This is a genomic window from Geomonas diazotrophica (assembly GCF_018919385.1).
Classification (GTDB): domain Bacteria; phylum Desulfobacterota; class Desulfuromonadia; order Geobacterales; family Geobacteraceae; genus Geomonas; species Geomonas diazotrophica.
Genome location: NZ_JAHLMF010000011.1, coordinates 78587 through 102439, shown reverse-complemented (window position 1 = coordinate 102439; position 23853 = coordinate 78587). Strand labels below are relative to the sequence as shown.

The 23853-nt window shown below is 63.9% G+C and carries 24 protein-coding genes; 20 read left to right on the top strand and 4 right to left on the bottom strand.

All coding sequences use genetic code 11. The annotated features are described in order from the left end of the window. The first annotated feature begins 43 nt into the window (after positions 1-43). From KOM00_RS13325 to KOM00_RS13275, 11 genes are all read left to right on the top strand, one after another. On the top strand, positions 44-1300 hold the full coding sequence (locus tag KOM00_RS13325; protein ID WP_216499430.1) for a M16 family metallopeptidase: 1257 nt from the start codon (positions 44-46) through the stop codon (positions 1298-1300). Further along, positions 1300-1740 (top strand): dUTP diphosphatase, encoded by a 441-nt coding sequence (dut, locus tag KOM00_RS13320; RefSeq protein ID WP_216499429.1) that lies wholly within the window; start codon positions 1300-1302, stop codon positions 1738-1740. Before KOM00_RS13325 ends, dut begins: the two co-directional genes overlap by 1 nt. A gap of 195 nt (positions 1741-1935) precedes the next feature. Beyond that, the gene (locus tag KOM00_RS13315; RefSeq protein ID WP_216499428.1) at positions 1936-3039 is read left to right on the top strand and encodes an aminopeptidase; all 1104 of its coding nucleotides are present in this window, start codon (positions 1936-1938) and stop codon (positions 3037-3039) included. A 2-nt stretch (positions 3040-3041) separates the two neighbouring features. Continuing rightward, positions 3042-3650: an L-threonylcarbamoyladenylate synthase gene (locus tag KOM00_RS13310; RefSeq protein WP_216499427.1), complete on the top strand. Its 609-nt coding sequence runs from the start codon at positions 3042-3044 to the stop codon at positions 3648-3650. A 27-nt stretch (positions 3651-3677) separates the two neighbouring features. Further along, a complete protein-coding gene (locus KOM00_RS13305; protein ID WP_216499426.1) occupies positions 3678-4031 on the top strand; it encodes a hypothetical protein in 354 nt (117 codons plus the stop codon). 121 nt (positions 4032-4152) lie between these two features. Continuing rightward, complete coding sequence (gene queD / locus KOM00_RS13300; protein ID WP_216499425.1) at positions 4153-4521, top strand: 6-carboxytetrahydropterin synthase QueD; 369 nt, start codon at positions 4153-4155, stop codon at positions 4519-4521. Continuing rightward, positions 4514-5266 carry a 7-carboxy-7-deazaguanine synthase QueE gene (locus KOM00_RS13295; protein WP_216499424.1) on the top strand — a complete coding sequence of 251 codons (753 nt, stop codon included), beginning with the start codon at positions 4514-4516 and terminating at the stop codon, positions 5264-5266. Before queD ends, KOM00_RS13295 begins: the two co-directional genes overlap by 8 nt. Before the next feature lie 293 nt (positions 5267-5559). Further along, positions 5560-6477, top strand: coding sequence for an AAA family ATPase (locus KOM00_RS13290; RefSeq protein WP_216499552.1), 918 nt, complete (start codon positions 5560-5562; stop codon positions 6475-6477). A gap of 50 nt (positions 6478-6527) precedes the next feature. Beyond that, complete coding sequence (locus tag KOM00_RS13285; RefSeq protein ID WP_328758558.1) at positions 6528-7340, top strand: DUF58 domain-containing protein; 813 nt, start codon at positions 6528-6530, stop codon at positions 7338-7340. Further along, positions 7327-9213: a transglutaminase family protein gene (locus tag KOM00_RS13280; RefSeq protein WP_216499423.1), complete on the top strand. Its 1887-nt coding sequence runs from the start codon at positions 7327-7329 to the stop codon at positions 9211-9213. Before KOM00_RS13285 ends, KOM00_RS13280 begins: the two co-directional genes overlap by 14 nt. A gap of 62 nt (positions 9214-9275) precedes the next feature. Then, positions 9276-11108 carry a tetratricopeptide repeat protein gene (locus KOM00_RS13275; protein WP_216499422.1) on the top strand — a complete coding sequence of 611 codons (1833 nt, stop codon included), beginning with the start codon at positions 9276-9278 and terminating at the stop codon, positions 11106-11108. A 3-nt stretch (positions 11109-11111) separates the two neighbouring features. Here KOM00_RS13275 and KOM00_RS13270 read toward each other — a convergent pair whose 3' ends face one another. Both KOM00_RS13270 and KOM00_RS13265 read right to left on the bottom strand, forming a co-directional pair. After that, entirely contained in the window at positions 11112-11843 is a 732-nt protein-coding gene (locus tag KOM00_RS13270; RefSeq protein ID WP_216499421.1) for an energy transducer TonB, read from the bottom strand. Between the two features lie 213 nt (positions 11844-12056). Then, complete coding sequence (locus tag KOM00_RS13265) at positions 12057-14306, bottom strand: NADP-dependent malic enzyme (protein ID WP_216499420.1); 2250 nt, start codon at positions 14304-14306, stop codon at positions 12057-12059. Between the two features lie 311 nt (positions 14307-14617). Between KOM00_RS13265 and KOM00_RS13260 the strand changes: the two genes are divergently transcribed. The 3 genes from KOM00_RS13260 (at position 14618) to KOM00_RS13250 (ending at position 16803) form a co-directional block, all read left to right on the top strand. Next, positions 14618-15100, top strand: coding sequence for an HIT family protein (locus tag KOM00_RS13260; protein WP_216499419.1), 483 nt, complete (start codon positions 14618-14620; stop codon positions 15098-15100). Next, the gene (locus tag KOM00_RS13255) at positions 15097-15996 is read left to right on the top strand and encodes an ROK family protein (RefSeq protein WP_216499418.1); all 900 of its coding nucleotides are present in this window, start codon (positions 15097-15099) and stop codon (positions 15994-15996) included. The genes KOM00_RS13260 and KOM00_RS13255 overlap by 4 nt, the downstream gene beginning before the upstream one ends. Before the next feature lie 99 nt (positions 15997-16095). Next, the gene (locus tag KOM00_RS13250; RefSeq protein ID WP_216499417.1) at positions 16096-16803 is read left to right on the top strand and encodes a DsbC family protein; all 708 of its coding nucleotides are present in this window, start codon (positions 16096-16098) and stop codon (positions 16801-16803) included. Here the strand turns inward: KOM00_RS13250 and KOM00_RS13245 are convergent. Together KOM00_RS13245 and KOM00_RS13240 are read right to left on the bottom strand one after the other, a co-directional pair. After that, entirely contained in the window at positions 16796-18043 is a 1248-nt protein-coding gene (locus KOM00_RS13245; RefSeq protein ID WP_216499416.1) for an endonuclease Q family protein, read from the bottom strand. The two genes, KOM00_RS13250 and KOM00_RS13245, sit on opposite strands and share 8 nt — an antisense overlap. Before the next feature lie 71 nt (positions 18044-18114). Beyond that, entirely contained in the window at positions 18115-18528 is a 414-nt protein-coding gene (locus tag KOM00_RS13240; RefSeq protein WP_216499415.1) for a MerR family transcriptional regulator, read from the bottom strand. 523 nt (positions 18529-19051) lie between these two features. On the opposite strand from KOM00_RS13240, the gene KOM00_RS13235 reads away from it, so the two are divergent. The 6 genes from KOM00_RS13235 to KOM00_RS13210 all read left to right on the top strand — a co-directional run bounded on the left by KOM00_RS13235 (position 19052) and on the right by KOM00_RS13210 (position 23750). Then, entirely contained in the window at positions 19052-19933 is an 882-nt protein-coding gene (locus KOM00_RS13235; RefSeq protein WP_216499414.1) for a pseudouridine synthase, read from the top strand. A 58-nt stretch (positions 19934-19991) separates the two neighbouring features. Next, the gene (locus KOM00_RS13230) at positions 19992-20267 is read left to right on the top strand and encodes a hypothetical protein (RefSeq protein ID WP_216499413.1); all 276 of its coding nucleotides are present in this window, start codon (positions 19992-19994) and stop codon (positions 20265-20267) included. Positions 20268-20633: 366 nt separating this feature from the next. Then, positions 20634-21554, top strand: coding sequence for a diguanylate cyclase (locus tag KOM00_RS13225; protein WP_216499412.1), 921 nt, complete (start codon positions 20634-20636; stop codon positions 21552-21554). 118 nt (positions 21555-21672) lie between these two features. Further along, positions 21673-21861 carry a hypothetical protein gene (locus KOM00_RS13220; protein ID WP_216499411.1) on the top strand — a complete coding sequence of 63 codons (189 nt, stop codon included), beginning with the start codon at positions 21673-21675 and terminating at the stop codon, positions 21859-21861. 190 nt (positions 21862-22051) lie between these two features. After that, positions 22052-22828 carry an electron transfer flavoprotein subunit beta/FixA family protein gene (locus KOM00_RS13215; protein ID WP_216499410.1) on the top strand — a complete coding sequence of 259 codons (777 nt, stop codon included), beginning with the start codon at positions 22052-22054 and terminating at the stop codon, positions 22826-22828. Between the two features lie 10 nt (positions 22829-22838). Next, positions 22839-23750, top strand: a complete 912-nt coding sequence (locus KOM00_RS13210) for an electron transfer flavoprotein subunit alpha/FixB family protein (RefSeq protein ID WP_216499409.1) — start codon at positions 22839-22841, stop codon at positions 23748-23750. Positions 23751-23853: the final 103 nt, after the last annotated feature.

Sequence of the window (23853 nt, the reverse complement as noted above, 5' to 3'; positions counted from 1 at the left end):
GTGAGAGCTGGCAATTTTCGGCTTTCCCGGTATAGTTCTAGCCATGATTAAAAAGACCACGCTAAATAACGGTATCCGCGTCATCACCGAGCGGATACCGTATGCCAGCTCAGTTTCCATCGGCATATGGGTCGCCAACGGCTCCCGCCACGAACGGCGGGAGTCGAACGGCGTCGCCCACTTCATCGAACATCTCCTCTTTAAAGGGACGCAACGCCGCTCTTCATTGGATATCGCCCGCGAGATCGACTCCGTGGGCGGCGTCCTGAACGCCTTCACCAGCCGCGAATACGTCTGCTACTACGCCAAGGTCCTGGACAAGTTCCTCCCCCGGGCGGTCGACCTTCTGACCGACATCTTCCTCCATTCCACCTTCGACAGCGAAGAGATCGAAAAGGAGCGCCGCGTGGTGCTCCAGGAGATCAACATGATGGAGGACACCCCGGACGACCTGATCCACGACCTGTTCCATCAGCACTTCTGGAAAGGGCACCCGCTGGGGATGTCCATCCTGGGGGATGCCGAGAGCGTCACCGGGCTCTCCCGCGACGCGATCATCGCCTACAAGGAGCGGATGTACCGCGCCGACGACGTCATCGTCACCGCCGCCGGCAACGTCACCCACGAGAAACTGACCGCCCTTTTGGAGGAGTTCCTGCAGGGGGTGGAGCCGGGACACGGCAGGAGCGAATCGACTCCTCCGGTCTACGAGCGCAGGATCGAGCTGGTCGAGAAGGACCTGGAGCAGATCCACGTCTGCCTCGGCCTCAAGGGGGTGCAGCAGAGCCACCCTCAGCGCTACGACGCCTTCATCATGAACGCCATCCTCGGTGGCTCCATGAGCTCGCGCCTGTTCCAGGAGGTGCGCGAGAAGAGCGGGCTTGCCTACTCGGTCTACTCCTACATCGCCTCCCATGCCGACGCCGGTTCCCTGGTGGTCTACGCCGGCGCCAGCCCGGAAAACTCCAAGGAGCTCCTCGAGATCATGCTGCGCGAGATCGGGCGCTTCAAGAACGAGCCCGTCCCCGCCGACCAGCTCGAGGCTGCCCGGGAGCAACTGAAGGGGAACCTCCTCCTGTCGCTTGAGTCCAGCGACAACAGGATGTCCCGCCTGGCCAAGAACGAGATCTACTTCGGCACGCCGCTGCCGCTCTCCGAGATCATGGAAGGTTTCGACCGTGTCACCTCCGAAAGCATCCAGCAACTCGCCAACGAGATCCTGGACAACTCCGCGCTGACCCTGGTCATGCTGGGCCGGATCGGCACGCCCGCCTTCTCGAATTCCGACATAAACGTCTGATGAAAACGATCCCGATACGGATAAAGCGCCTGCGGTCAGCCCCTCTCCCCTGCTACATGACCGAGCAGGCGGCGGGCGTCGACCTGCACGCTGCGCTAGATGAGGATTTCGTGCTGCATCCTGGCGAGCGGGCCCTGGTGCCCACCGGGATCGCCGTCGAGATCCCTGCCGGGTTCGAGGCGCAAGTGCGCCCCAGAAGCGGGCTCGCGCTCAGGCACGGCATCGCCCTGGTCAACTCGCCCGGCACCATCGACGCCGACTACCGCGGCGAGATCGGCGTCATAGTTATCAACCACGGCAACGAACCCTTCGCCATCAAAAACGGGGAGCGCATCGCCCAGATGGTCTTCGCCCGCTGCGAGCGCGCCGAGTTCATCGAGGTGGACGAGCTGGGCGAAACCGGCCGCGGCGCAGGCGGGTTCGGGCACACCGGCAGATAAGATGTCCACTGTAGGGGCGAATAAATATTCGCCCTGACCGTCCCCCCTCTCCTGGGGGAAAGGGGCGGGTGAGGTGGCTCTTGCTGATTAGGGCGAATGATTATTCGCCCCTACAGAATCGGTCATCGCTTGCCGGCCACCTTAAGCCGGGCAGCCGCGTCACCCATCCTGAAACCACCTTACGGGGGCACGCATATGAAAGATCCTCGCGTCAGACAATTCGCCGAAGTCCTGGTCAACTACTCGGCCCGCGTGCAGCCGGGCGACGTGGTGCTGATCTCCTGCGCCGGGCTGGAAGGTGCGCCGCTGGTCAAGGAGCTCTACGCCCTGTGCCTTGAGAAGGGGGCCAAGTACGTCGAGTACGAGTTCAGCATCCCGGACATCGGACGCTACTTCTACAACCTCGCCAACCCCGACCAGCTCTCCTACTTCCCGCAGCACAAACTCGACTTCATGAAAGAGGTGGACGTCTACTTCGGCCTCTCCGCCGCGGACAACTCCATGGTGATGGCCAAGGCGAACCAGCAGAGCATGATCGCCTGGTCCAAGGTGGTGCGCCCCATCATCGACCAGCGCGTCAAGGGGACCCGCTGGGTGGTCACCCGCTACCCGACCCACGGCGCCGCGCAGGAAGCGCGCATGAGCCTGGACGAGTACGAGGATTACCTCTTCGCCGCCTGCTGCATGGACTGGGAGGAGGAGTCGAGGAAGCAGGACGCGCTGAAGGCGTGCGTCGACGCCGCCGACCGGGTGCGCATCAAGGCCTCGGACACGGACCTCTCCTTCAGCATCAAGGGGCTCCCCGGCATCAAGTGCGACGGGCGCCTGAACATCCCCGACGGCGAGGTCTTCACCGCGCCGGTGCGCGACTCGGTGGAAGGGTACATCACCTACAACTGTCCCACCGTGTACCAGGGAAAGGAATTCAACAACATCCGCCTGGAGTTCGAGAAGGGGCGCATCGTCAAGGCCACCTCGCCCGGCATGGACGCGGAGCTGAACCGCATCCTCGACACCGACGAGGGGGCGCGCTACGTGGGGGAGTTCGCCGTCGGCGTGAACCCCAAGATCCGGGTGCCGATGCGCAACATCCTCTTCGACGAGAAGATCTTCGGCTCCATCCACTTCACCCCCGGGCAGGCCTACGACGAGTGCGACAACGGCAACCGCTCCGCCGTGCACTGGGACATGGTGAAGATCCTGGCCGGAGACGGTGAACTGTGGTTCGACGACATCCTGATCCAGAAGGACGGCCGCTTCGTGCACGAGCCGCTTCTGGGACTAAACCCGGGTGATTAGACATGCTGCTTGAGATCAATCCCCATAACCCGCAACCACGGCTCGTCGCCAAGGTGGTGGAGATCCTGAAAAACGGCGGCGTCGTGGCCTATCCCACCGACACCACCTACGGCATCGGCTGCTCCATCTTCAGCAAGAAGGGGATCGAGCGGATCTACCAGATCAAGCAGCGCGACCGCAAGAAGCCCTTCTCCTTCATCTGCACCGACATGTCCGAGATCGCACGCTACGCGCGCGTCTCCAACTACGCCTTCAAACAGCTGCGCCGCCTGCTTCCCGGGCCGTACACCTTCGTCCTGGAGGCGGCCACGGTGGTCCCTGACCTGTTGCAGACCAAGCAGAAGACGGTCGGCATCCGTATCCCGGACAACGAGATCTGCCTCGCCATCGTGAGGGAACTCGGTGCTCCCATCGTGACCACCAGCGCCAACCTCTCCGGTGAGGATCCCATCGGCAACCCCTGGGCCGTCGAACACGAACTCGGGAAGCAGCTCGACCTGGTGGTTGATGGCGGCGATCTTTCCGCCGACGTGAGCTCCGTGGTCAGCCTGATCGGCGACCGTCCCGAAGTGCTCAGAAAGGGCGTTGGGGACGTGAGCTGGTGCGAATAGGACCGTCCCGACCCGAGGTTATGTCCCATGCGTAAAACCACGGTACGCCGCGGCATCAGAGCCATCTGCGCCGGCATCGTCGCCCTGATCGTCGCCACCTTCTTTCATAGCGAGCTCTCCGCCCTGTTGAGGCTCGGCATCGAGGGGGAGGCACGCCTCACCTTCCTCGGTTTCTTCCTGTCGGGGATGCTCGGGGGCTTCGGGGTGCTGGTTGCCGCCCTGGGGCTTTTGCAAAGCGGTGGGGCACAGCCGCGGGTGCGCCTTTTTCCGAGTCTCCTTCTCCTCTTCTCCCTGGTCGTCCTCTTCTTCGTCTTCACCTACACCTGGATCACCTCGCCACCCCCTCCGGCCCTTCCGCCGGGAGAGAGCATCAACATCTAGAAGCAGGTCGAGGTTCAGGTCGAGATCCGGTTTTTTCGGTTCCCCTAAACCTTAACCTTAACCTCGGCCTGGTTTTCATGATATATTGGCCGGAATGAAAATAATGAAAAGGGAGGGTGGCATGTTCCGTCTCACCATTCACACTGCGTTTGCCGCGGCCCACAATCTGATCAATTACCAGGGTGACTGCGAAAACCTGCACGGCCACAACTGGAAAGTCGAAGTCTCCATCACCACCAACGAGCTGGACAAGGCGGGCCTGGGCATCGACTTCAAGATCCTCAAGCGGGAGACCAACGATCTCCTGAAGACGCTGGACCACAAGTACCTCAACGAATTGGCCCCCTTCGCCGATGTTTCCCCTTCCTCCGAGAACATCGCCCGGTACCTCTACCATGAGCTGACCAAGATCTTCGGCTCGGAAAAGGTCAAGGTGGAGATGGTCACCGTCTGGGAATCGGACTTCGCGGCGGCGAGCTACTATGAGTAAACTGCAGGCGCCCCTGGTCGAATGTTTTTCCTCCATCCAGGGGGAAGGGGTGCTGGTCGGCCTGCGCCAGGTCTTCCTCCGCTTCTCCGGCTGCAACCTGAACTGCAGCTTCTGCGACACCCCCGGCATGAGCGCCGTTCCCGACGACTGCCTGCTGGAGCTGACCCCGGGACGGCGCGATTTCTTCAAGGTGCCCAACCCGGTCCCGCTGGAGCGCGTCGCCACGCTGATCGAAAGCTGGACCGCCGCCTGGCCGGGGATTCACCACTCCATCAGCATCACGGGGGGCGAGCCGCTTCTCTTCGGCACGCTGCTCGAGGAATGGTTGCCGGTCCTGAAAAGGCTCCTTCCGATCTACCTGGAGACCAACGGCACCCTCCCCGAGGCGCTGGCGCCGCTCATCCCGCACTTGGACAGCATCGGCATGGACATCAAGCTTCCCTCTTCGTCCGGCTGCCCCGAGCTGTGGGATCAGCACCACGCCTTTCTGGAGCTGGCGGCCATGAAGGAAGTCTTCGTCAAGATCGTGGTGGACCAGGGTACCGAGGACTGGGAGATCCAGCGCTCCTGCGCCATGATCGCCGCGGTGGATCCGTCCATCCCGCTCATCCTGCAGCCGATGACCCGCGCCGACGGGAGCATCGGCATCGATGCCCTGCGGACCCTGGAACTCCAGGAACTCTGCTCCTCGCTCAGCGAGGTGCGGGTCATCCCGCAGACCCACAAGTTTATGGGGCAGCTGTAGCCATCCCCGGCCGGTACTCCTCCGGCCTCCCTCCACCTTCGGGAGAGGGGCGGAGGCGCTGCTGCTCCGATTCCCGATTGTCGCAGCTCTTCCCGCGGTCACTTCCCTCACCCGGCCTGCGGCCACCCTCTCCCGGGGGGAGAGGGGAGCATGACGACAGGAACATAACGACAGAAGTTAAGGGCGCCCGTTCCGGGCGCCCTTTCCTTTTCACGGGGTGGCCGTTATAATGAGTGGCTGTGGCATCCCCCCAGGAGGTTTCCCACGTGCAGAGGCTAGCCAAGGTAGACGAGATGAACGCGGTGTTGGAAGAGCTCTCCAGCCAGCACCTGAAGGGAAAGGTGAGGGCCTTGCGCCTGAGCCTCATGGCCCTTTTGACCGGCGGCCATATCCTCCTGGAGGACATCCCGGGATTGGGCAAGACCACCATGGCCCTTGCCTTTGCCAGCGCCCTGGGGCTCTCCTTCGGCCGGGTCCAGTGCACCAGCGACCTGCTCCCCTCCGATATCACCGGCCTCTCCGTCTTCGACCGCACCGAAGGACGCTTCAACTTCATCCGGGGCCCCATCTTCAACAACATCGTCCTGATCGACGAGATCAACCGCGCCATGCCCAAGACCCAGAGCGCGCTCCTGGAGGCGATGGAGGAGCGCCGCGTCACGGTGGAGGGGGTCACCTACCAGCTCCCCGAGCCGTTCCTGGTGCTGGCGACCCAGAACCCGGTGGAGCAGGTCGGGACCTACCCGCTCCCCGAGTCGCAGATGGACCGCTTCCTGATCCGCACCGGCATCGGCTACCCCCCCGAGGAGATCGAGAAGGGGATCCTGAGGCAGGGGAGCATACGCGACGAGATCCTGCAGATTCCGGCTCTGGTACGGATCGACGACTTGGTGACCGCCATAAGGACCGTCAAGAGCGAGGTGTACGTCGGCGAGAAGGTGACCGACTACGTCTACGCCATCATCAAGGCGACCCGCAACCACCCGCTGATCCAGGCAGGTCTCTCCACCCGCGGCGGCATCGGCATGGTGGATGCCGCCAAGGCGGCCGCCTACCTGCACGGCCGCGACTTCGTGGCGCCCGAGGACGTCAGGGACGTGGTCCATGCCGTCTGCCCGCATCGCCTCATCTTCCGCCCTGAGCACGAAGGGGTGGACAAGGAGCACGTATTAAACGCGATCTTAAAGGAGATCCCTCTCCCGCTCACATAAGGCTCACCAAGGGGGGCGGGCTGTACGTCGCCTCGACGCTGCTCTTGGGGGTGTCCGCGGTCAACACCGGCAACAACCTCCTCTTTCTCATCGTCGCCGCCATGCTCGCTTTCATGGCGACCACGGGGGTCCTGGGGTGGCTCAACATCCGTGGGCTCGCACTCAGCGTGCATCTGCCCGACGAGGTATATGCCGGCGGCGAAACCTTCGTCTCCGTCACCCTGGCCAACGCCAAGAAGTTCCTCCCTTCCTTCCTGATCCGGGTCACCCTCTCGGGGAGTTCCACCACCTTCCTGCTGATCGAGAAAGATCGGCCGCAGTCGGGTTCGCTGCTGCTTTGCTTCCCGGTGCGTGGCCCCCTGCAGCCGCTTACGGCATCGGTGAGTTCCCCCTTTCCGGTGAACTTCTTCGTCCGTGCCGCCGCGCTCCCCGTTGCCGAGCGTTGCACCGTGTTCCCCGCGCCGCGTGCGCTGACGGTGCCGGCTCCCGGCGGGAAGCCGGACGCCGGGGAGGCCGCTTCCGTGGCTGTCGCCGGTTACGACGGGGAGCTGGCCAAGATCTCCGACTACCGTGGCGGAGAGCCCCTGAAGCTGATCCACTGGCGCCTCTCCGCCAAGCACGAGGTGCTCAAGGTGAAGGAACTGACGGCCACGGCCGCCGAGCCGCTGCTACTCGACCTGGACCTGGTCCCGGGGCGCGACCTGGAACAGCGCCTTTCCTTCTGCAGTTTCCTGGTGAACCGCCTCATCAAGGGTGGGCGCCCGGTTGGCCTGAAGCTTGGGGCGCGGGTGATCTCCCCGGCCAATACGAGGGCCCATCGGCTCAGACTGCTCACGGAGCTTGCCGGCTATGGTAAAGATTGACCTCCTGTTGAGCGGGCTCACCGCCTGCGTCGCGCTGATCGGATACCTGCCGCTGCAGGCCTACCTCGATCCCTTCGCGCGCTTTTTCTTCCCGGCGGCTCTCGCCCTGGCCGCCTTCCTCCAGGTGCGGGGGCGCGCCCTGCCGCCGCGGGTGCTGACGCCGGCGTCGATACTGCTCTTTGCGTACCTCGCCTCGGGGTTTTCCCTGAGCCGCCTGGTCCCGGTGACCGCAGACCTCTTGGTGGTCTTTCTCGGCGTGAGGCTCCTCGGCGAGCGGACCGGGCGCAACTACCTGCAGGCCTTCGCGCTGGCGCTGTTCTGCCTGTCCGCCTCCTCGCTCTACGAGATCTCCGCCCTGTTCCTGGCCTACCTCTTCTCCCTGCTGCTCCTGCTGGCGGTGGCCCTGGTGCTTCTGACCTTCCATGCCGACGACCCGGCCAGCGTCCTCTCCCGAAAAGAGGCGAAGAGGGTGCTGGGCGTCGCCGCGCTCATCCCGGTTGCCTCGCTGCCGCTGCTCCTCTTGTTCTTCTTCTTTCTCCCCAGGACCCAGTTCCCGATCTGGAACTTCATGAACCCCCCGGTCGGCAAGAAGACCGGCTTCTCCGACACGGTGCAGCCGGGGACCGCCCCCGCAGTCGCGGAGGTGAAAGGGGTCGTGCTGCGCGCGGTCACCCCGAGGGTGCCGGAGCAGAGGCTCTACTGGCGCGCGGTGGTGCTGAACGCTTTCAAGGGTGAGGCGTGGGTGCGGGAGCCCGTGCCGCAGGATGCCCCGGCGCGGGTCAGGGGGGAAGTGGTGCTCCAGGAGATCTACCCGGAGCGCTCCGACAACCCCTACCTCCCGGCTCTCAACGTGACGCGCTCCATCACCGGGCTTCGCAACGAGCCCGCCAGTGACGGCGTCTTCCAGGCGCGCCGCCCCTTGGACCAGAAGGTCAGGTACCTGGCCGACTCCGCTCTCGCCGACACCGTCACGGTGCCGCGCATCGACCGCGAGTTCTACCTGAGGCTTCCGGCACACATCTCCGAGCGCATCCGCTCGCAGGGGCGGGACGTGGCGCAGTCCGGGCGCAGCGCCGTCGACAAGATGAGGACCCTTGAGGCATTTTTCCGGGGGCAGCGCATCACCTACGCCAATACCGGCCTCCCGGTGGGGGGGGACCCGCTCGACTCCTTCCTCTTCGAGAAGAAGCGCGGCAACTGCGAGTACTTCGCCTCCTGCTACGCCATACTGCTGCGCCTGGCCGGGGTTCCCTCGCGCCTGGTCGGGGGGTACCGCGGCGGGACCTACAACGCCATGGGGGGGTACTACCTGGTCACCGAGGACATGGCGCACGTCTGGGTGGAGGCCTACCTGGACGGGGTGGGGTGGCGGACGGTGGACCCGAGCGCCTGGGCCCTGGGGACGGTGCGGAGCACGCAGGCGCGGGGCGTTGCCATGTACCTCGACATGGTCGGGTTCTACTGGGACAAGGCCGTGGTCACCTATGACCTTGACAAACAGATGGCCTTGGTGCGAAATGCCGGGAGCAAGGCCCGCAACCTGCGGTTGCCTCCCTGGTTAGGGAGGGGGATGCTCCTGGCCCTGGCGGCGCTGGCGCCGCTGCTGCTTTGGGTTTTCTGGCGCAGGCGGCGCCCCCCCACCGTCGAGGCGCGTCTTTTACGGCGCATGCTCCGCCTGCTGGCCAAGCGCTATCCCGGCGAGATAAGCGGGAACGAAGGGCTCTTCGAGCTCTCCGCCCGGCTGCACGACCGGCACCTGGCCCGGTTCGTCGCCGTGTACGGCTCCGCCGTCTACCGCGACCGTCCCCTGAGCCGCGCCGAGGCGGCAGAGCTCGAGGAAATCGTCCGGGAAGCATCCCAGGATCGTCCTTGACACGGGACCGGCTTTGATTTAGTTTTAGCTTTCCGTATTTTCAGGGGTTACGAGGCGATAACTTGGCTTCCAAAAAAGAAAAAATTCTGGAAAGTGCACAGCGGTTCGTGCTGAAGGGGCAGATCGACAAGGCAATCAAGGACTACCAGCAGGTGGTGGCCATGGAGCCCAACGACATCCGCTATCGCCAGCGCCTGGCCGAGCTCCTCGTGCGCGACAACCGCAAGGATGAGGCGATCCAGCAGTACGAGGACATCGGCAAGCACTACGCCGACAACGGCTATTTCCTCAAGGCGATCGCCATCTACAAGCAGATCCAGCGTCTCAACCCCGGCAATCTCGCCACCGCGCTCACCATCGCCCACCTCAATCACCAGCAGGGGCTGATCGGCAACGCGATGGCCGAATACAGTCAGGTGGCGGCGCAGTACGAGAAAGAAGGAGCCTTGAAAGAGGTTCTCAAAGTGGTGGAAAAGATGCTGGGCGTAGACGCCGAGCACGCCGCCACCAAGCTGAAGTATGCGGAACTGCTCTATGCGACCGGTGCACAGGAGCAGTCCAGGGAGGCCTTTGCCGCTCTGGCTGCCGGATTGCGCAGCCGCGGCCTTGCGGACCAGGCAGCCTCGGTCGCCGCGCGTGCCCACGAGCTCTTCCCGGAACAGGAAGAGGCCCAGCCGGCACCTCTGTCTGAAAATGAAGGGCTTTCCCTGACCGGCTTTGAGTCAGGTGAGGAGGTGCCCGGAGTACAGGCGCCGGCGGCCCACTGGGAGGCTCCCGTCGAGGAGCCGGTGCTCCCGGACTGGGACGCTCCCGCGGCTGAGCTCCCCGACCCCTTCGCGGCGCCCGCCGCGACGCCGCACCCCGAACCCGCACCCGTGGCGGCATCCCCGGCCTCCTACGAGGCCCCTGCCCCGTGGGACACCGAAGAGGAAGACGCCGAGACGGCGGGCTCCATAGCCTGGGAAGAGGAAATCGAACTCGACCTGGACGATGATCTCTTCGAAGCGGCACCGGCTCCCGAAGCGGCGGCCGTCGTCGAGGCTCCCCAGCCGTCGCCGGAGCCCGCAGCCCCGCCAGCGGCCGAGGTGGAGCTCCCGCTCGATTTCTCGCTGGAGCTGAACTTCGACGAGGTCGAGGAGGAACTGGAGGAGGCCGAGCCGGAAGAGGCCACCGCTTCGGTGGTCGAGCTCGACCTGGAGCAGGGAGGGGAGCTGGAGTTGACCCTGCCGGACCAGGAAACCCCCATCGGCGAATTCTCCTGGGAAGAAGAGGCGGAACTGCCGCAAGAGCCCGCCGAACCCGAGCAAGCCGCGGAACCGACCGAGATCGAGGAGGTCGAGCTGGAGCTGGAGCCGGTCGCTGAGATTGATCTGGAGGCGGAGACGTCTCCGGGGGCGGAAGCGTTAACCGCCCCGGAGCAGGTCCAGCCGCGCGGCTGGGAGGAGATCTTCCCGCAAGCGGAGGCCGGCGCCGCCGACCTCGACCTCGAGGAGCTGGAGTCGCATTACGATCTGGGGATCGGCTACAAGGAGATGGGGATGTACGCCGGTGCCATCAAGGAGTTCGAGATCGCCGCGGCGAACCCGCAGCGCCGTTTCGACTGCCTCACCCTGCAGGCGATCTGCTACCGCGACAAGGGGGAGCCGGCCAAGGCCGAGGAACTCTTGCGGCGCGGGCTGGACCTGGACGTGATCTCCAAGGACGAGCGGACCTGTCTCAACTACGAGCTGGCCGTGCTTGCGGAGGGAAGCGGCGCGGTGGAAAAGGCGATCGAGCTGTACCGGGAGGTGATGCGCGCCAATCCCGCCTACCAGGATGCTTCCAGCAGGCTCTCCGCCCTCTCGGGCGAGGAGGTCCCGGATATCATCGACCTGGAGCTGGAAGAGGGGGCCTGACCCCTACCAGGATAAGAGGTTGAGCGGTGGGACCAGGCGAACCGGCGCCTGGAAGAAGTCCCCGATGTAGTCGGGGGGGACCGGGGGAAGCGGACCGGCCGATTCCAGCGTCTTCTGCACGGCCCGGTCGTAGACGATGTTTCCCGAACTTTCCAAAATGGTGCTGCCGATGATCTCGCCGCTACGGGTGATGGTGATGTTCACCACGATCGGCGCCACCTTCTGATCCTTTTGTTCCAACCACCACTTCTCGTTGACCCCCTGCAGCAGCCTGATGTAGTACTCCTTGATCTCCGGGCGGAGCGTCTCGCCGTCGCTTAGCGTCCTGAAGTATCCCTTGGTGAGCCCCATCCCGAAGGTGGTGTGGGAGCGTTCCTCGGCGGCCGTCTGGGTTTTCGCGGGCTGCGGCGCGGGGGCGGCGGGCTGCGCGGCCTGCACCTGCTGTGGCGGAGGGGTTGGCGGCAGCGGCTCAGCCTCTTCCTCGGCCTGTTCCGGGTCGGGTTCTGGCTGAGGCTGGGGCTGGACCGCGGGGGCGGCCGGGACGGGTGCGGGGATGGTGTTGAGGTCGACGTAGGTCACGGCGGGGCGCGCCGGCTCACCCCCTCCCGGGATGCCCAGAAGGAGCGCGGCGCAGACCAGGTGCAAAACCAGCGAGACCGCGAGCCCGGTGAGCAACTGCCTGTTGAGGCTGGTGGGGTATTCCTCTTCCTCGAGCGGATCTAACGCGTCTTGCATGTCTGTTGCCCGTCCTTCTCCGGCCCCGAAAGCGGGGCGTGCCGCGTGGTTAGTGTCCGTCATGTATAGCAAATTAGCGACGGCCCTGGCAACCAAAGAAAGACGTTTACGGAAAAAGCAAAGGGACCCGGAAAGGTCCCTTTTGTGTTCGTTCGCAACACTCCCCCCCGTCAAGGAAGGGGGAGCTCTGGCCGGCAACCCGGTGCTGTCCCGCTACATGCTCTGGGCATCCACCACGGCGATGGCGGCCATGTTGACGATGGTGGCGACGTCGTCGCCTCTTTGCAGCACGTGCACCGGTTTCTTCATCCCCATTAACAGCGGCCCGATCGCCTCGGCGCCTCCCAAGCGGTGCAACAGCTTGTAGCAGATGTTCCCCGAGTTCAGGTCCGGGAAGATCAGGATGTTGGCGGGGCCGGTCAGGGTGGAGAAGGTGTAGTTGGCGAGAAGCTCCGGCGTCACCGCCGTGTCCGCCTGCATCTCCCCGTCTATCTCCAGCTCGGGCGCCCTTTCCTTCACGATCTCCACCGCACGCTTCACCTTCTGGGTCAGCGCGTGATTCACCGACCCGAAGTTGGCGAAGGAGAGCATGGCGATCCTCGGCACGATGTCCAGCAACTGCACCTTTTCCGCCGCCAGGAGTGCGGTCTCCGCCAGTTCCTCCGCGGTCGGCTCGATCTCCACCGTGGTGTCGGCCATGAAGTAGATCCCCTTCTTGAATACCATCATGTACATGCCGTGCACGCCGGACAGCTGCGGCTGCCTGCCGATCACCTCCAGCGCCGGCCTGATGGTGTCCGGGTAGTGGGTGTCGATACCTCCCAGGAGGGCGTCGGCGTCCCCCATGTGCACCATCATGGAGCCGAAGTGGTTGCGCGACTTGCGGCGCACGATGCGCTGCGCCTCGGAGAGCGTGATCCCCTTGCGCTGCCTCAGGCGGTACAGTTCCTGGGCGTAGGCTTCGGTGAGCTCGGAGTCCTCAGGATCGACGATGGTGACGTTCAGCTCCATTCCCAACTCGGACATCTTCTCCAGCACCTTGTTCCGGTTGCCGATCAGTATCGGCTTGGCGATCCCTTCCTCCACCAGGTGGTAGGCCGCCTTGAGGATCTTCTCGTTGTCCCCCTCGGGGAAGACGATTTTCTTCGGATCGCACTTGGCCTTGTTGATGATGGCGCGCATGGTCTCCTTGGCGCGCCCCTGCAGCGTCTCCAGCCACTCGACGTAGCGGTCCATGTCCTCGATGGGGGTGCGGGCCACGCCGCTTTTCATGGCCGCCCTGGCCACGGCCGGTGCCACCCGCAAAAGGGCACGCGGGTCGAACGGCTTGGGGATGATGTAGTTGCGCCCGAAGGAGAAACTCTCGTTGCCGTAGGCGCGGCAGACCGAGTCCGGGCACTCCTCCTGCGCCAGCTGCGCCAGGGCGAACACCGCCGCCTTCTTCATCTCCTCGTTGATGGTGCTGGCCCTGACGTCGAGGGCGCCCCTGAAGATGAAGGGGAAGCCGAGCACGTTGTTCACCTGGTTCGGGTAGTCGCTCCTGCCGGTGGCCATGATCACGTCGGAGCGGACCGAGAGCGCCTCTTCCGGGGTGATCTCCGGGTCCGGGTTGGCCATGGCCATGATGATGGGATCCTTGGCCATCTCCCGCACCATCTGCGGGGTCACCGCCCCCTTGGCCGAGACGCCGATGAAGACGTCGGCGCCGCGCATCGCCTCCTCCAGGGTGCGCAGATCCGTGTCCAGCGCGAGGCGCTCCTTGTAGGGGTTCATCCCCTCGCTCCTTCCCTTGTAGATCACCCCCTTGGTGTCGCACATGCAGAGGTTTTCCGGATTCGCCCTGAGCGATATGGCCAGGTTGGCGCAGGCGACGCCGGCGGCGCCGGCCCCGTTCACCACGATGCGCGCCTGCTCGATTCTCTTTCCCACCAGCTGCAGCGCGTTTATGAGCGCCGCCGAGCAGATGATGGCCGTGCCGTGCTGGTCGTCGTGGAACACCGGGATGTTCATGGTTTTTTTCAGCTCTTCCTCGATGTAGAAGCATTCCGGCGCCTTGATGTCCTCGAGGTTGATGCCGCCGAAGGTCGGCTCCAGAAGCTGCACCACCTTGATCACGTCGTCCGGGTCCTCCGACTTCACCTCGAGGTCGAAGACGTCGACGTCGGCGAAGCGCTTGAAGAGGACCCCTTTCCCCTCCATGACCGGCTTGCCGGCCAGGGCCCCGATGTTGCCCAGCCCCAGTACGGCCGTGCCGTTGGAAACGACCGCGACCAGGTTCCCCTTGGCCGTGTAGAGATATGCGTCCGAGGGCCTCTGCTCGATGGCGAGGCAGGGCTCGGCGACTCCCGGCGTGTAGGCGAGGGACAGGTCGAGGGAGGTCAGGCAGGGCTTGGAGGAGACCACTTCGATCTTTCCCTTGCGGCCGCTGGCGTGATATTCGAGCGCGTCTATCTTCTTCGTCATGATTTCCTCCTCGAAACAGGTGGTGACGGCGAGCTATCGGACTGGAAATACGGCTGGAGCGACATGTGCGTGCAAAAGATGGAAACAGTGCTGCCACATCGAGGTTCGTCAGAAAACGGAAGTTGTAGAAGGGGATGCGAAATTATAGCATGTCGCCTCGCCTGATCAATCTCCGGCCTTGCTGCCAGATCGATCTCATTTCCTGCCCAAGCCGCTGCTCCTTTCTTGCAATGTCAGGTCGTGGTTGTAAATTGAGACAATCTGGTTGATAATCTTCGCGGCTATAACAGGAAACGAGTGGGGAGGATGTCATGGACAGGCTTTGGGCGCCCTGGAGGATGGAGTACCTGACGCAGCCGCCGGCGCCGGGCTGCATCTTCTGCACCGAGGGGGACGACCGGGAGCTTCTGATCATCCACCGGACCCCGCTGGCCCGCGTCATGCTGAACCGCTACCCGTACTGCAACGGCCACCTGCTGGTTTCCCTGCACCGTCACACCGCGGAGCTGAACGAGCTTTCCGGCGAAGAGATGCAGGAGCTCTTCCGTACCGTGGCCCTGTGCAAGGAGGTGCTGACCCGCGCCAGCCGTCCCGACGGCTTCAATGTCGGGCTGAACCTGGGCAAGGCGGCCGGAGCAGGCGTCATCGACCACCTCCACCTGCACGTGGTGCCGCGCTGGAACGGCGACAGCAACTTCATGTCGGTGGTGGCGGATCTTCGGGTGCTTCCCGAGGCCCTGCTGGTGACCTACGACCGGCTGCTCCCCTTCTTCCCCAAAGCGGAGGGGGCGTGAGGCGCGAACTGTGTATCGGCGTGGATCTCGGCGGGAGCAACCTGAGGTTTGCCCTGGTGGACCGGCAGGGGAGGGTGCTGGCGCGCAGCGCGGAGCCGACCCTGCCGGCGGCCGGGCTCGACTCCCTGCTCCGTCGGCTTTTGTCGCGGGTCGAGCGGTTGCAGGAGGAGGCCGCCCGCATCGGGGCCCCCCTCGCCGCACTCGCCGTCGGGGTTCCCGGTCTGGTCTGCAGCGACGGTGTGGTCCGCGCCAGCGTCAACGTCCCGGCTCTCGAGGGGGTGCCCCTGGCCCGGGAGCTTTTCGTGGCGACCGGGATGCCGGTCGCGGTGCTCAACGATGCCAACGCCTGCGCCCTGGGAGAACAGGGCTACGGCGCGGGACGGGGCTACCGCTCCCTCATCGCCCTCACCATAGGGACGGGGGTCGGCTCTGGGCTGATCCTGGACGGTAAACTCTGGACCGGGGTCGACGGTGCGGCGGGGGAGTTCGGTCACATCCCGGTGGAACCGGAGGGGCGGCCCTGCGGCTGCGGCAGCCGGGGCTGCCTGGAACAGTACGCCTCCGCTGGGGCCATCGCCCGGGATGGGGAGGATGCCGCCGCGGTTGCCCGCCGGGCACGGCTGGGGGATGCCGCGGCGCTGGCGGCTTTTGCCGAAGCGGGGCGTTATCTCGGCATCGCCGCAGCGGGCGTGGTGAATTTGTTGAACCTGGAGGCGGTCATCCTGTGCGGCGGGGTGGCGCAGAGCTTCGACCTGCTGGCGCCCGCCCTGCGCCGGGAACTGGTTTCACGGACCTTTTCCTTTTCCGGCGGCCGGGTGCGTGTCGCGCCGGGGGAACTGGGGGACGACGCCGGAGTCCTTGGTGCGGCGGTGGCCGCCTTCGGCACCGTTTTTTAGAACAAACTCTCATTATTCAGGCGCCGTTTGCGGCGAACCTATGCTATAGTTACCGCTGTCCCGCAGGGCGGGGCTTCAAACTGATCTCTGGAGGCGCCCATGTCGTTTAGAAGGATTTACACAGCTCTTTTCACCGCGTGCGTTCTGCTCGCCCTGGCGGTCACCTCGTTCGCCGCACCCCCGGTCAAACCGGAGGAGTCTTTCCGCAACGCATTCCCCCAGGTTCCCTTCGACAGCATGACGCCGACGGAGATCCCCGGGCTGTACGAAGTCGTCACCGGGCAGCGCATCTTTTACTACTACCCGGACAAGGAGCTGGTGCTGACCGGCGAGATCGTGGGCAAGGACTTGAAGAGCCGCACCGCCGAGCGCAAAGGGGCCATGATGGCCAAAGTGGCCAAGGACCTGCCGCTGGACAAGGCGCTCAAGATAGGCGACGGCAAGAAGGTGGTCATCGAGTTCACCGACCCGGACTGCCCCTTCTGCCGCAGGGGCGCCGAGTATTTCACCAAGAGGACCGACGTGACCCAGTACATCTTCTTCGCGCCGCTGGCCCATCCGGGGGCGATCACCAAGATCGAGTACATCCTCTCGGCCGAGAACAAGGTCCAGGCCTACGACGCCATGATGCTGGGGCAGGAGATCCCGGCCAACGCCAAGCCCGCCTCCCCTGAGATCAAGCGGCTGGCCCAGGAGCACATGGAGCTGGCCAAGAAGGCCGGCGTCACCGGAACCCCCACCTTTTTCATCAACGGCCAGATGGTGGTGGGCGCCGACGTGAACCGCCTGGACGAGCTGCTCAAGTAGTATCCTCTTCCGAAGCGGAGACCGAGACGGTGCCGAACTTGCCGTCATAACCCGGTTCGATCTCCACCTCACCCGCACGCATCCTGCCGATACCCGCCGCCAGAGTCGCCGTCGACCTGGCGGCTATTTCGTTCAAGGAGGCATCGAGCAGGATGTGGAACTCGTTCCCCAACCGCTCGAGGAGCTCGAAGTAGAGCGTCTCTGCCTTCTTGCTGGAACTCCCCACCCGTAGCGCCCCCCCGATCAGATCGATGAGCGGTATCACCGACCAGAAGGGGGGGGCCTGCTCAGGCCTCGCCCCTGCCGCGCGGTCCGCCAGCAGTTCCACCCGGTGCAGCACCCCCACCGTGAGCTTTCCGCCGCAGGTAGGACAGCGGTACCCGTGCGCGATGGTCTGCTCAGGCGAGAGCCTCACCCCGCAGCATCTGTGGCCGTCGGCGTGATACTTCCCCTGTTCCGGGAAAAATTCGATGGTGCCCGCCACTCCCTTCCCGCCGACTATGGCCTGGTAGATCCCCTGGTAGCAAAGCCCCGCGTCGAAAAGGGTCGCCTCGCGTCCGAGCTTACTGGCCGAGTGCGCGTCCGAGTTGGAGATGAGCGTGATGCCGTCCAGGACCGACAGCCGCCAGTTCATGGCCGGATCGGAGGAGAGGCCGGTCTCGATGGCGTGGACCTCGGGGGCGAGCTCCTCGAAGCACTCCTGCAGGGACTCGAAACCGGAACAGGCGCCGAAGATGGAGAAGTGGGGGGTCCAGGCGTGGGCGGGAACGAGGAGCGCGCGGGGGGAGGCCTGGAGCACCATGGCCAGGAGGTCCTTGGCGTCGAGCTTCAGGATCGGCCTGCCGTCGGAGGCAAGGGTGCCGACGCGGGAGAGTGCCAGGTTCAGCCGGTGCGCCGCTTCGAAGTCGGGGAGCAGTACCAGGCAGTGTACCTTCCTGGTGCGTCCACCCTTGCGGTAGATGCAGCTGATTTCGCCGCTGAGCAGGAAGGAAACCGGGGCGCGGCAGCTATCCGGCACCTGGCCGTCGGGAGGCTCACGGCGCAGGCGCAGTAACCCGTTCTCGGCGGGGACCAGCTCCTGCTCCAGTTCGGCGAGCCAGCCGGGGTGGGTGCAGTCGCCGGTGCCGACCACCCGGATCCCCTTCAACTGCGCCCAGCGCCAGAGTTGGTCGAGATTCAGGTCGCGGCTGGTCGCCCTGGAGAAACGGGAGTGGATGTGCAGGTCTGCTGTGAATCTCATGTGGGGTGTGCGCTCAAGGGTGCGCCTTGCGCCGTCGGTGAGGGGCGCAAAGGGTCGAAGGGGCGGCGCCGTCAGGCGCCGCTGGCTTGGGAGGCGCCGAACTTGTTGACCATGTGCTGCCGGTAGCTGACGATTTCGCTGCGCAGCGAGGCGAGCTTGGCCATCTTTTCGTCGATCTTCTCGATGTGCTCGTCCAGGATTTCCACCAGCCGCGGCACCATGCGTTCGGTCTGCTTGGCCTCGCCGTACGCGGCGTAGAGGTCCTGCATCTCCTTGATGGTGAGCCCCAGTTCCTTGAGCTTGATGATGAACTTGATGCGGCGCACGTAGTACGGGGTGAAGCCGCGCGTAGCGCCGTCGCTTCTCGGGACGCTTTCGATGATGCCGACTTCCTCCCAATAGCGGATGGTCCTGGTGGTGAGGCCAAGCGCAGCGGCGACGTCCCCGATCGAGGTTATCTCTTCGCCGTCCTTGATCATGTCCATGAAAACCTCTCGGTGGTAGATAAATTCCCAGCTAATCTAGAACATGGCGTTCTGAGTGTCAATCGCTTTCCGGCAGGGGACCCCCGCGAGAGTGAAAAGCCTGTCATACAAAATGCTCGTTTACAAAACACTGTTTTTGGTGTATCAAATGAGGCAGCAACAGAGAAGATGTGTCGGACAACGGACGACTGCCGGGGGGTCGACGGTCCCTCGCAGCATCCAAAGCGTGAGCTTGTGTTCGTTAGGTGCGTTGAGAATAAAACATGTGCTCACAGCAGCAACAGGCGCTTGAGCGCCTGCACCGGTTTGTGATCGGCCCTTTCTGCCGGCCGTCCAACACTAGGGGCAATCGACGGGTTGCCCCTCTTTTTTTGTCCCCGCCGCCGCATCCCCTACGTCCGCGGCGGGTGGGCGGCGCGATTGCCTGCACGGCCGGTCCGTGCTATCCTGCCGTCGGTGCCGGTTTCTCGGCCACAGCCCGTTGCCTCTCGCAACGCCTGCCACCCCTTTCGAAAGGCCCGCCATGTCGATCTCGCTGTACCCGGCCAAGGTGACCATGCCCAGGCTCGAAGAGCCTTATCCCACCGTGCTGGCGTTTCTGGTGGACCGTTTCCCGAGGATTCCCCGGGAGGTGTGGGAGGCGCGCGTCGCCCAGGGAAAGGTGCTTGGCGAGGACGGGGCGCCAGTCGACAGCAGCACGCCATACGCTCCCCAGAAGCGGGTCTTCTACTTCAGGGAGATGGACGAGGAGAGGGTGATTCCTTTCCCGGAACGGATCCTGTTTCAAAACGACGAACTGCTGGTCGCGTGCAAGCCTCATTTCCTGCCGGTTACCCCCGGTGGTGCCTACCTGAACCAAAGCCTCTTGCACCGACTCCGGGAGCGGACCGGCATCCACCATCTGGTGCCGCTGCACCGGATCGACCGGGAAACGGCCGGACTCGTGCTCTTCTCGGTGAACCCGAAGACGCGCGGCCGCTACTGCGGGCTGTTCAGGGACGGCCGCATCGAGAAGGAGTACCGGGCGGTCGGCATGGGGCGGGTGCCCGACGGCAGGGAGAGTTGGCTCGTGGAGAGCAGGCTGGTGCCGGGGGATCCCTGGTTCGTGATGGGCACCGAACCGGGTGTTCCCAACGCGCGCTCGCAGATCCGGCTGCTCGAGGAGCGGGAGGGCCGCTCCCTGTTCTGGCTTAGCCCGCTCACCGGGAAGACCCACCAACTGCGGGTGCACCTGAGCTCGCTGGGCGTGCCGATCCTTAACGACAGGCTCTACCCTCAACTGCAGCCGCGGCAGCCGGATGACTTCGAAAGGCCGTTGCAACTTCTGGCACATCGGCTGCGCTTCAGGGATCCCGTCAGCGGGGAATTGCTGGAGTTCCAGTCTGATAGGGAGCTTTTGTGGTAATCTAGAACGGTTCGCGGACTCTCTGGCAAAGCCGCTGGCTCATAAAGGGGGGTGTGACATGGCCAAGAATGTGCTCCTGCTGGTCGATTACGGCGTCAACAACAGCATTCACATCGGGTTGTTCAAGATCCGGCTCAAGGAGGCGGGGTGGCGCCCGGGGCTCGTGGAAGGGGCGTTCGAGAAGAACCTCGATCTTCCCGACTCCGTGATCGAGGCGACCGTGCAGGAGGAGGTGGATAGCGCAGCCAACCAGGCCGCCTTCCAGAAGACCTGCTGCGAACTCTTCGTAACCGAGGACGAACTCAAATTCTGCTGGGACTGGAACACGCCCTGACCAGCAGTCACGGCAGAACCCGCTTGTGCAACTGCCGATCTGAAATGACTGGACAAGCACCTGAAACTTTAGTAACTATCCCGCTATGAAAAAGACCGCAGCAGTATTGCTTTTTATATTTACCATCGCAGTGATAAGTTTCGGCACCTGGCAGCTTTTCAAAGGGAACCTTGAGGCGGCTTTTTCTTCCGTTCCGTTCCTGCTGATCATCTACTTTTTCATCAAGCCATTCCGCAATTCATGACGCGGAAAGCCGCACGGTTGCTGCCACCTCATCACCCCTGCCGGCGGCGCCGGCGCCGGGGCGACCGATGCGCGTGGTTGGCACTGCCGGCAGCCGTTTGAGTTATACCGATGGGAGACCTCATGTCCAGTTGCGCACTCGTGATCGATGACTCGGCCGCTATTCGTGAGCAGGTGATACGGACCCTGCAGGATGTCGGGCTTTTCGAAGAGTACCGGGAAGCGAAGGACGGGATGGAAGGTTTCAAGACCCTCATCGACTCCAAGGCCGACCTGGTGATCTGCGACGTCGAGATGCCGCGCATGGACGGGTACAAGTTCCTGCAACTGGTAGCCTCGCGCCCCGACCTGCAGGGTCTTCCCATCATCATGCTGACCGGCAAGCAGGACTTCAACTCCAAGATCAAGGGTCTCGAACAGGGCGCCAGCGACTACCTCACCAAGCCCTTCGACGCCGGCGAACTGGTGGCGCGCGTCAAGGTGCAGCTCAAGATCAAGTCCCTGCAGGACGAGCTCAAAAAGGCCAATGAGCAGCTCAAGCGTCTCACCAACGTCGACCACCTCACCGGGCTCTTCAACCGGCGCTACCTGGCCGAGGTGCTGGAGGCGGAGTTCTTCAGGGCCAGACGCAACCGCGAAAACCTTTCCCTGGTCATCGTAGACATCGACTTCTTCAAGCAGGTCAACGACACCTATGGCCACCAAAACGGCGACATAGTCCTTGCTTCCGTGGCCAACGTGGTGCAGCAGCAGATGCGCGCCTACGATAGCGCCGCGCGCTACGGCGGCGAAGAGTTCGTCGTCGTCTACCCCGGCACCTCGCTCGAGGGTGGGGTGGTTGCCGCCGACCGCCTGCGGCAGGCCGTGCTCGATTTCACCTTCCCGCCACCCCTGCAAGACCTCACGGTCACCATCAGCGCCGGGGTATCCACCTACCCGTCCCCTCACGTCGACAACATCGACTCTCTGTTCCGCCAAGCCGACGAGGCGCTCTACCGCGCCAAGCAGAACGGCCGCAACAGGGTGGAGACCATGCCGCTCTGACACCCTCTTTACGGATGTTAATTTTTTTTAAGAAAATAACTTGAAAAAAATTTAATTTAAGGGTAAAGGTAACCTCCTGTTTTTTTGCGCCCGAGGCGCCAATACGGGAGGAACTGGTATGGACACCTTTGACGAGGCTTATGCCAACTACCTGAAGCTGCTGGCAAGGCTTGACAAGACCGAAGATATCGCCGAGAAGAACCTGCTCTTTCGCCAGCTCACCCAGTTGTTGTGCGAGTTGGAGCTGGGGCTCAAGAACAAAGGGATGCCGGGGGGCGGCCGTGAGGAGTTGGCCTACTGGCTCTAGCTCCCTTGCCGCCCACCCGTAACTCCCGAAAAAACTCAGCGAAAGCGTTTGCCCCTGCCATCGCGGCCTCGCCTTTTCATGAAAAAATTTGACACCTCTGCTTCCTCCTATATTCTCTAAGTAAGCGATATCATTCCCGGCGACGCGTGTCGAAGCACGCAGCAGCCCTTAACGCCGGAGGAGGTTCATTATGAAGATCCTGGTATGCGTCAAGCAGGTGCCTGACATGGAATCGCGTTTCCGGCCGGATGCGGACGGCGTCTGGTATGCGGAGACCGACCTCGCCTTTCGCGTCAACGAGTACGATGAGTACGCCATAGAGCAGGCGGTGCTGCTCAAGGAGCAGTTGGGGGGTGAACCGGAGATAACCCTGCTCTGCGTGGGCCCGGACCGCGTGGTGGAAGCGATCAAGAAGGGGCTTGCCATGGGGGCGGACCGCGCCGTGCACGTGCGGGACCAGGCCTCCCATCTGAAGGATCCCTTCCAGATCGCCTCGATCATCGCTGCATATGCCAAGGGAGAGGGGTTCGATCTCATCTTCACCGGCATGCAGTCCCTGGATCGCGGCTCGAGCCAGGTGGGGGTGGGCATCGCCGAGATGCTGGGCTACCCCTGCGCCACGACCGTGGTCGGTTTCGAGTACGCCGACGGTACCGTGACCGTGAAGCGTGAACTCGAGGGAGGGGTGAAAGGGACGGTACGGCTCAAGACCCCGGCCCTGGTGACCTGCCAGCTTGGCCTAAACCAGCCGCGCTACCCGACGCTTCCCAACATCATGAAGGCGAAGAAGAAAGAGGTGAGCGTCATCCCCGTGGAGCAGTTGCTGCAGCAGGATGCCAGACTGGTGATGGCCCAGTTCCGGGCTCCGGCCAAGAAGGGGGGCGGGGTGGTCCTGGAAGGAGACGTTGCGGACCAGGTCGACCGGCTGATCGGGATACTCAAGGACAAGACGGCCGTGTTGCGTTAAGGGGGGCACCATGAAAACGTTACTCGTCGGCGAATGCCGGGATGGAAGACTGCTGGAGCACAGCTATGAACTGTTCGGTTTCGCCTCGCAATTGGGAGCCGAGACCGCCATGGTGCTGGTCGGCAACGAAGGGGCGCTGCCAAGCTACGGGGGGACCGTCTACCTGGCCGACGCAGCCAAGTACGGGGAGTACAACCCCGACCTGCACAAGCTGCTGGTGCAGGCGGCGGTGGAGCGGGAAAAGCCGGACTACGTGGTCTTCATGCACACCTCCTACGGCTGGGACCTCGCACCGCGGGTCGCGGCCCTGCTCAAGGCACCGCAGGTGTCCGAGGTGGTTGCCCTGGCGGAGGGAGGTTTCGAGCGTCCCTGCTGCAGTCAAAAGATGAGGCAGGTCGTGAAGCCGGTGGGCGCTCCCGTGGTTGTCACCCTGCAGGGAGGGGCCTTCCCGGCGCTGGTGCCGGGGGGGATGCCGCAGAAGCAGCCGCTGGAGGCGGAAGGTGAGGCAAGGAGTGAGTTCCTGGGGTACGAGGCGGCGGTCCGCAAGGGAGTCGACCTGACCAGGGCGGAGATCATTGTCAGTGCCGGGCGTGGTGTCGGGAAGAAGGAGAACCTGCCGGTGATCGCCGAACTCGCCAGGGTGTTGGGCGGCGAGGTTGGGGCGAGCCGCCCGGTCGTGGACAGCGGCTGGATGGAGGCGGGGGCGCAGGTTGGGGTGACCGGGCAGACCGTGAGTCCGAAGCTCTACGTCGCCTGTGGCATCAGCGGTGCCATTCAGCATCTGGCCGGAATGAAGAAGTCGGGTTTCATCGTGGCCATCAACAAGGACAAGGACGCCCCCATCGGCGAGGTAGCCGACGTCTTGGTGGTGGCCGACGTGATGCAGTTCGTGCCCGCGCTGACCGCCAAGCTGGCGAAGTAAGGACCGGAGTACCACCGCTGACCCAAAAAAGGCGCGGCAACCGTGCGGTTGCCGCGCCCCTTGCCGTATAGGCTCATCTGTTGCCGGTTTTTCTGCCGGCAGC

Coding starts and splice junctions, on each gene's coding strand:
- KOM00_RS13245 (WP_216499416.1), bottom strand. CDS start 18,043: ATGAGATTCACAGCAGACCTGCACATCCACTCCCGTTTCTCCAGGGCG.
- queD (WP_216499425.1), top strand. CDS start 4,153: ATGTTCCGTCTCACCATTCACACTGCGTTTGCCGCGGCCCACAATCTG.
- KOM00_RS13280 (WP_216499423.1), top strand. CDS start 7,327: ATGGTAAAGATTGACCTCCTGTTGAGCGGGCTCACCGCCTGCGTCGCG.
- KOM00_RS13260 (WP_216499419.1), top strand. CDS start 14,618: ATGGACAGGCTTTGGGCGCCCTGGAGGATGGAGTACCTGACGCAGCCG.
- dut (WP_216499429.1), top strand. CDS start 1,300: ATGAAAACGATCCCGATACGGATAAAGCGCCTGCGGTCAGCCCCTCTC.
- KOM00_RS13225 (WP_216499412.1), top strand. CDS start 20,634: ATGTCCAGTTGCGCACTCGTGATCGATGACTCGGCCGCTATTCGTGAG.
- KOM00_RS13235 (WP_216499414.1), top strand. CDS start 19,052: ATGTCGATCTCGCTGTACCCGGCCAAGGTGACCATGCCCAGGCTCGAA.
- KOM00_RS13295 (WP_216499424.1), top strand. CDS start 4,514: ATGAGTAAACTGCAGGCGCCCCTGGTCGAATGTTTTTCCTCCATCCAG.
- KOM00_RS13220 (WP_216499411.1), top strand. CDS start 21,673: ATGGACACCTTTGACGAGGCTTATGCCAACTACCTGAAGCTGCTGGCA.
- KOM00_RS13265 (WP_216499420.1), bottom strand. CDS start 14,306: ATGACGAAGAAGATAGACGCGCTCGAATATCACGCCAGCGGCCGCAAG.
- KOM00_RS13250 (WP_216499417.1), top strand. CDS start 16,096: ATGTCGTTTAGAAGGATTTACACAGCTCTTTTCACCGCGTGCGTTCTG.
- KOM00_RS13310 (WP_216499427.1), top strand. CDS start 3,042: ATGCTGCTTGAGATCAATCCCCATAACCCGCAACCACGGCTCGTCGCC.
- KOM00_RS13210 (WP_216499409.1), top strand. CDS start 22,839: ATGAAAACGTTACTCGTCGGCGAATGCCGGGATGGAAGACTGCTGGAG.
- KOM00_RS13305 (WP_216499426.1), top strand. CDS start 3,678: ATGCGTAAAACCACGGTACGCCGCGGCATCAGAGCCATCTGCGCCGGC.
- KOM00_RS13315 (WP_216499428.1), top strand. CDS start 1,936: ATGAAAGATCCTCGCGTCAGACAATTCGCCGAAGTCCTGGTCAACTAC.
- KOM00_RS13290 (WP_216499552.1), top strand. CDS start 5,560: ATGAACGCGGTGTTGGAAGAGCTCTCCAGCCAGCACCTGAAGGGAAAG.
- KOM00_RS13230 (WP_216499413.1), top strand. CDS start 19,992: ATGGCCAAGAATGTGCTCCTGCTGGTCGATTACGGCGTCAACAACAGC.
- KOM00_RS13325 (WP_216499430.1), top strand. CDS start 44: ATGATTAAAAAGACCACGCTAAATAACGGTATCCGCGTCATCACCGAG.
- KOM00_RS13270 (WP_216499421.1), bottom strand. CDS start 11,843: ATGCAAGACGCGTTAGATCCGCTCGAGGAAGAGGAATACCCCACCAGC.
- KOM00_RS13215 (WP_216499410.1), top strand. CDS start 22,052: ATGAAGATCCTGGTATGCGTCAAGCAGGTGCCTGACATGGAATCGCGT.
- KOM00_RS13240 (WP_216499415.1), bottom strand. CDS start 18,528: ATGGACATGATCAAGGACGGCGAAGAGATAACCTCGATCGGGGACGTC.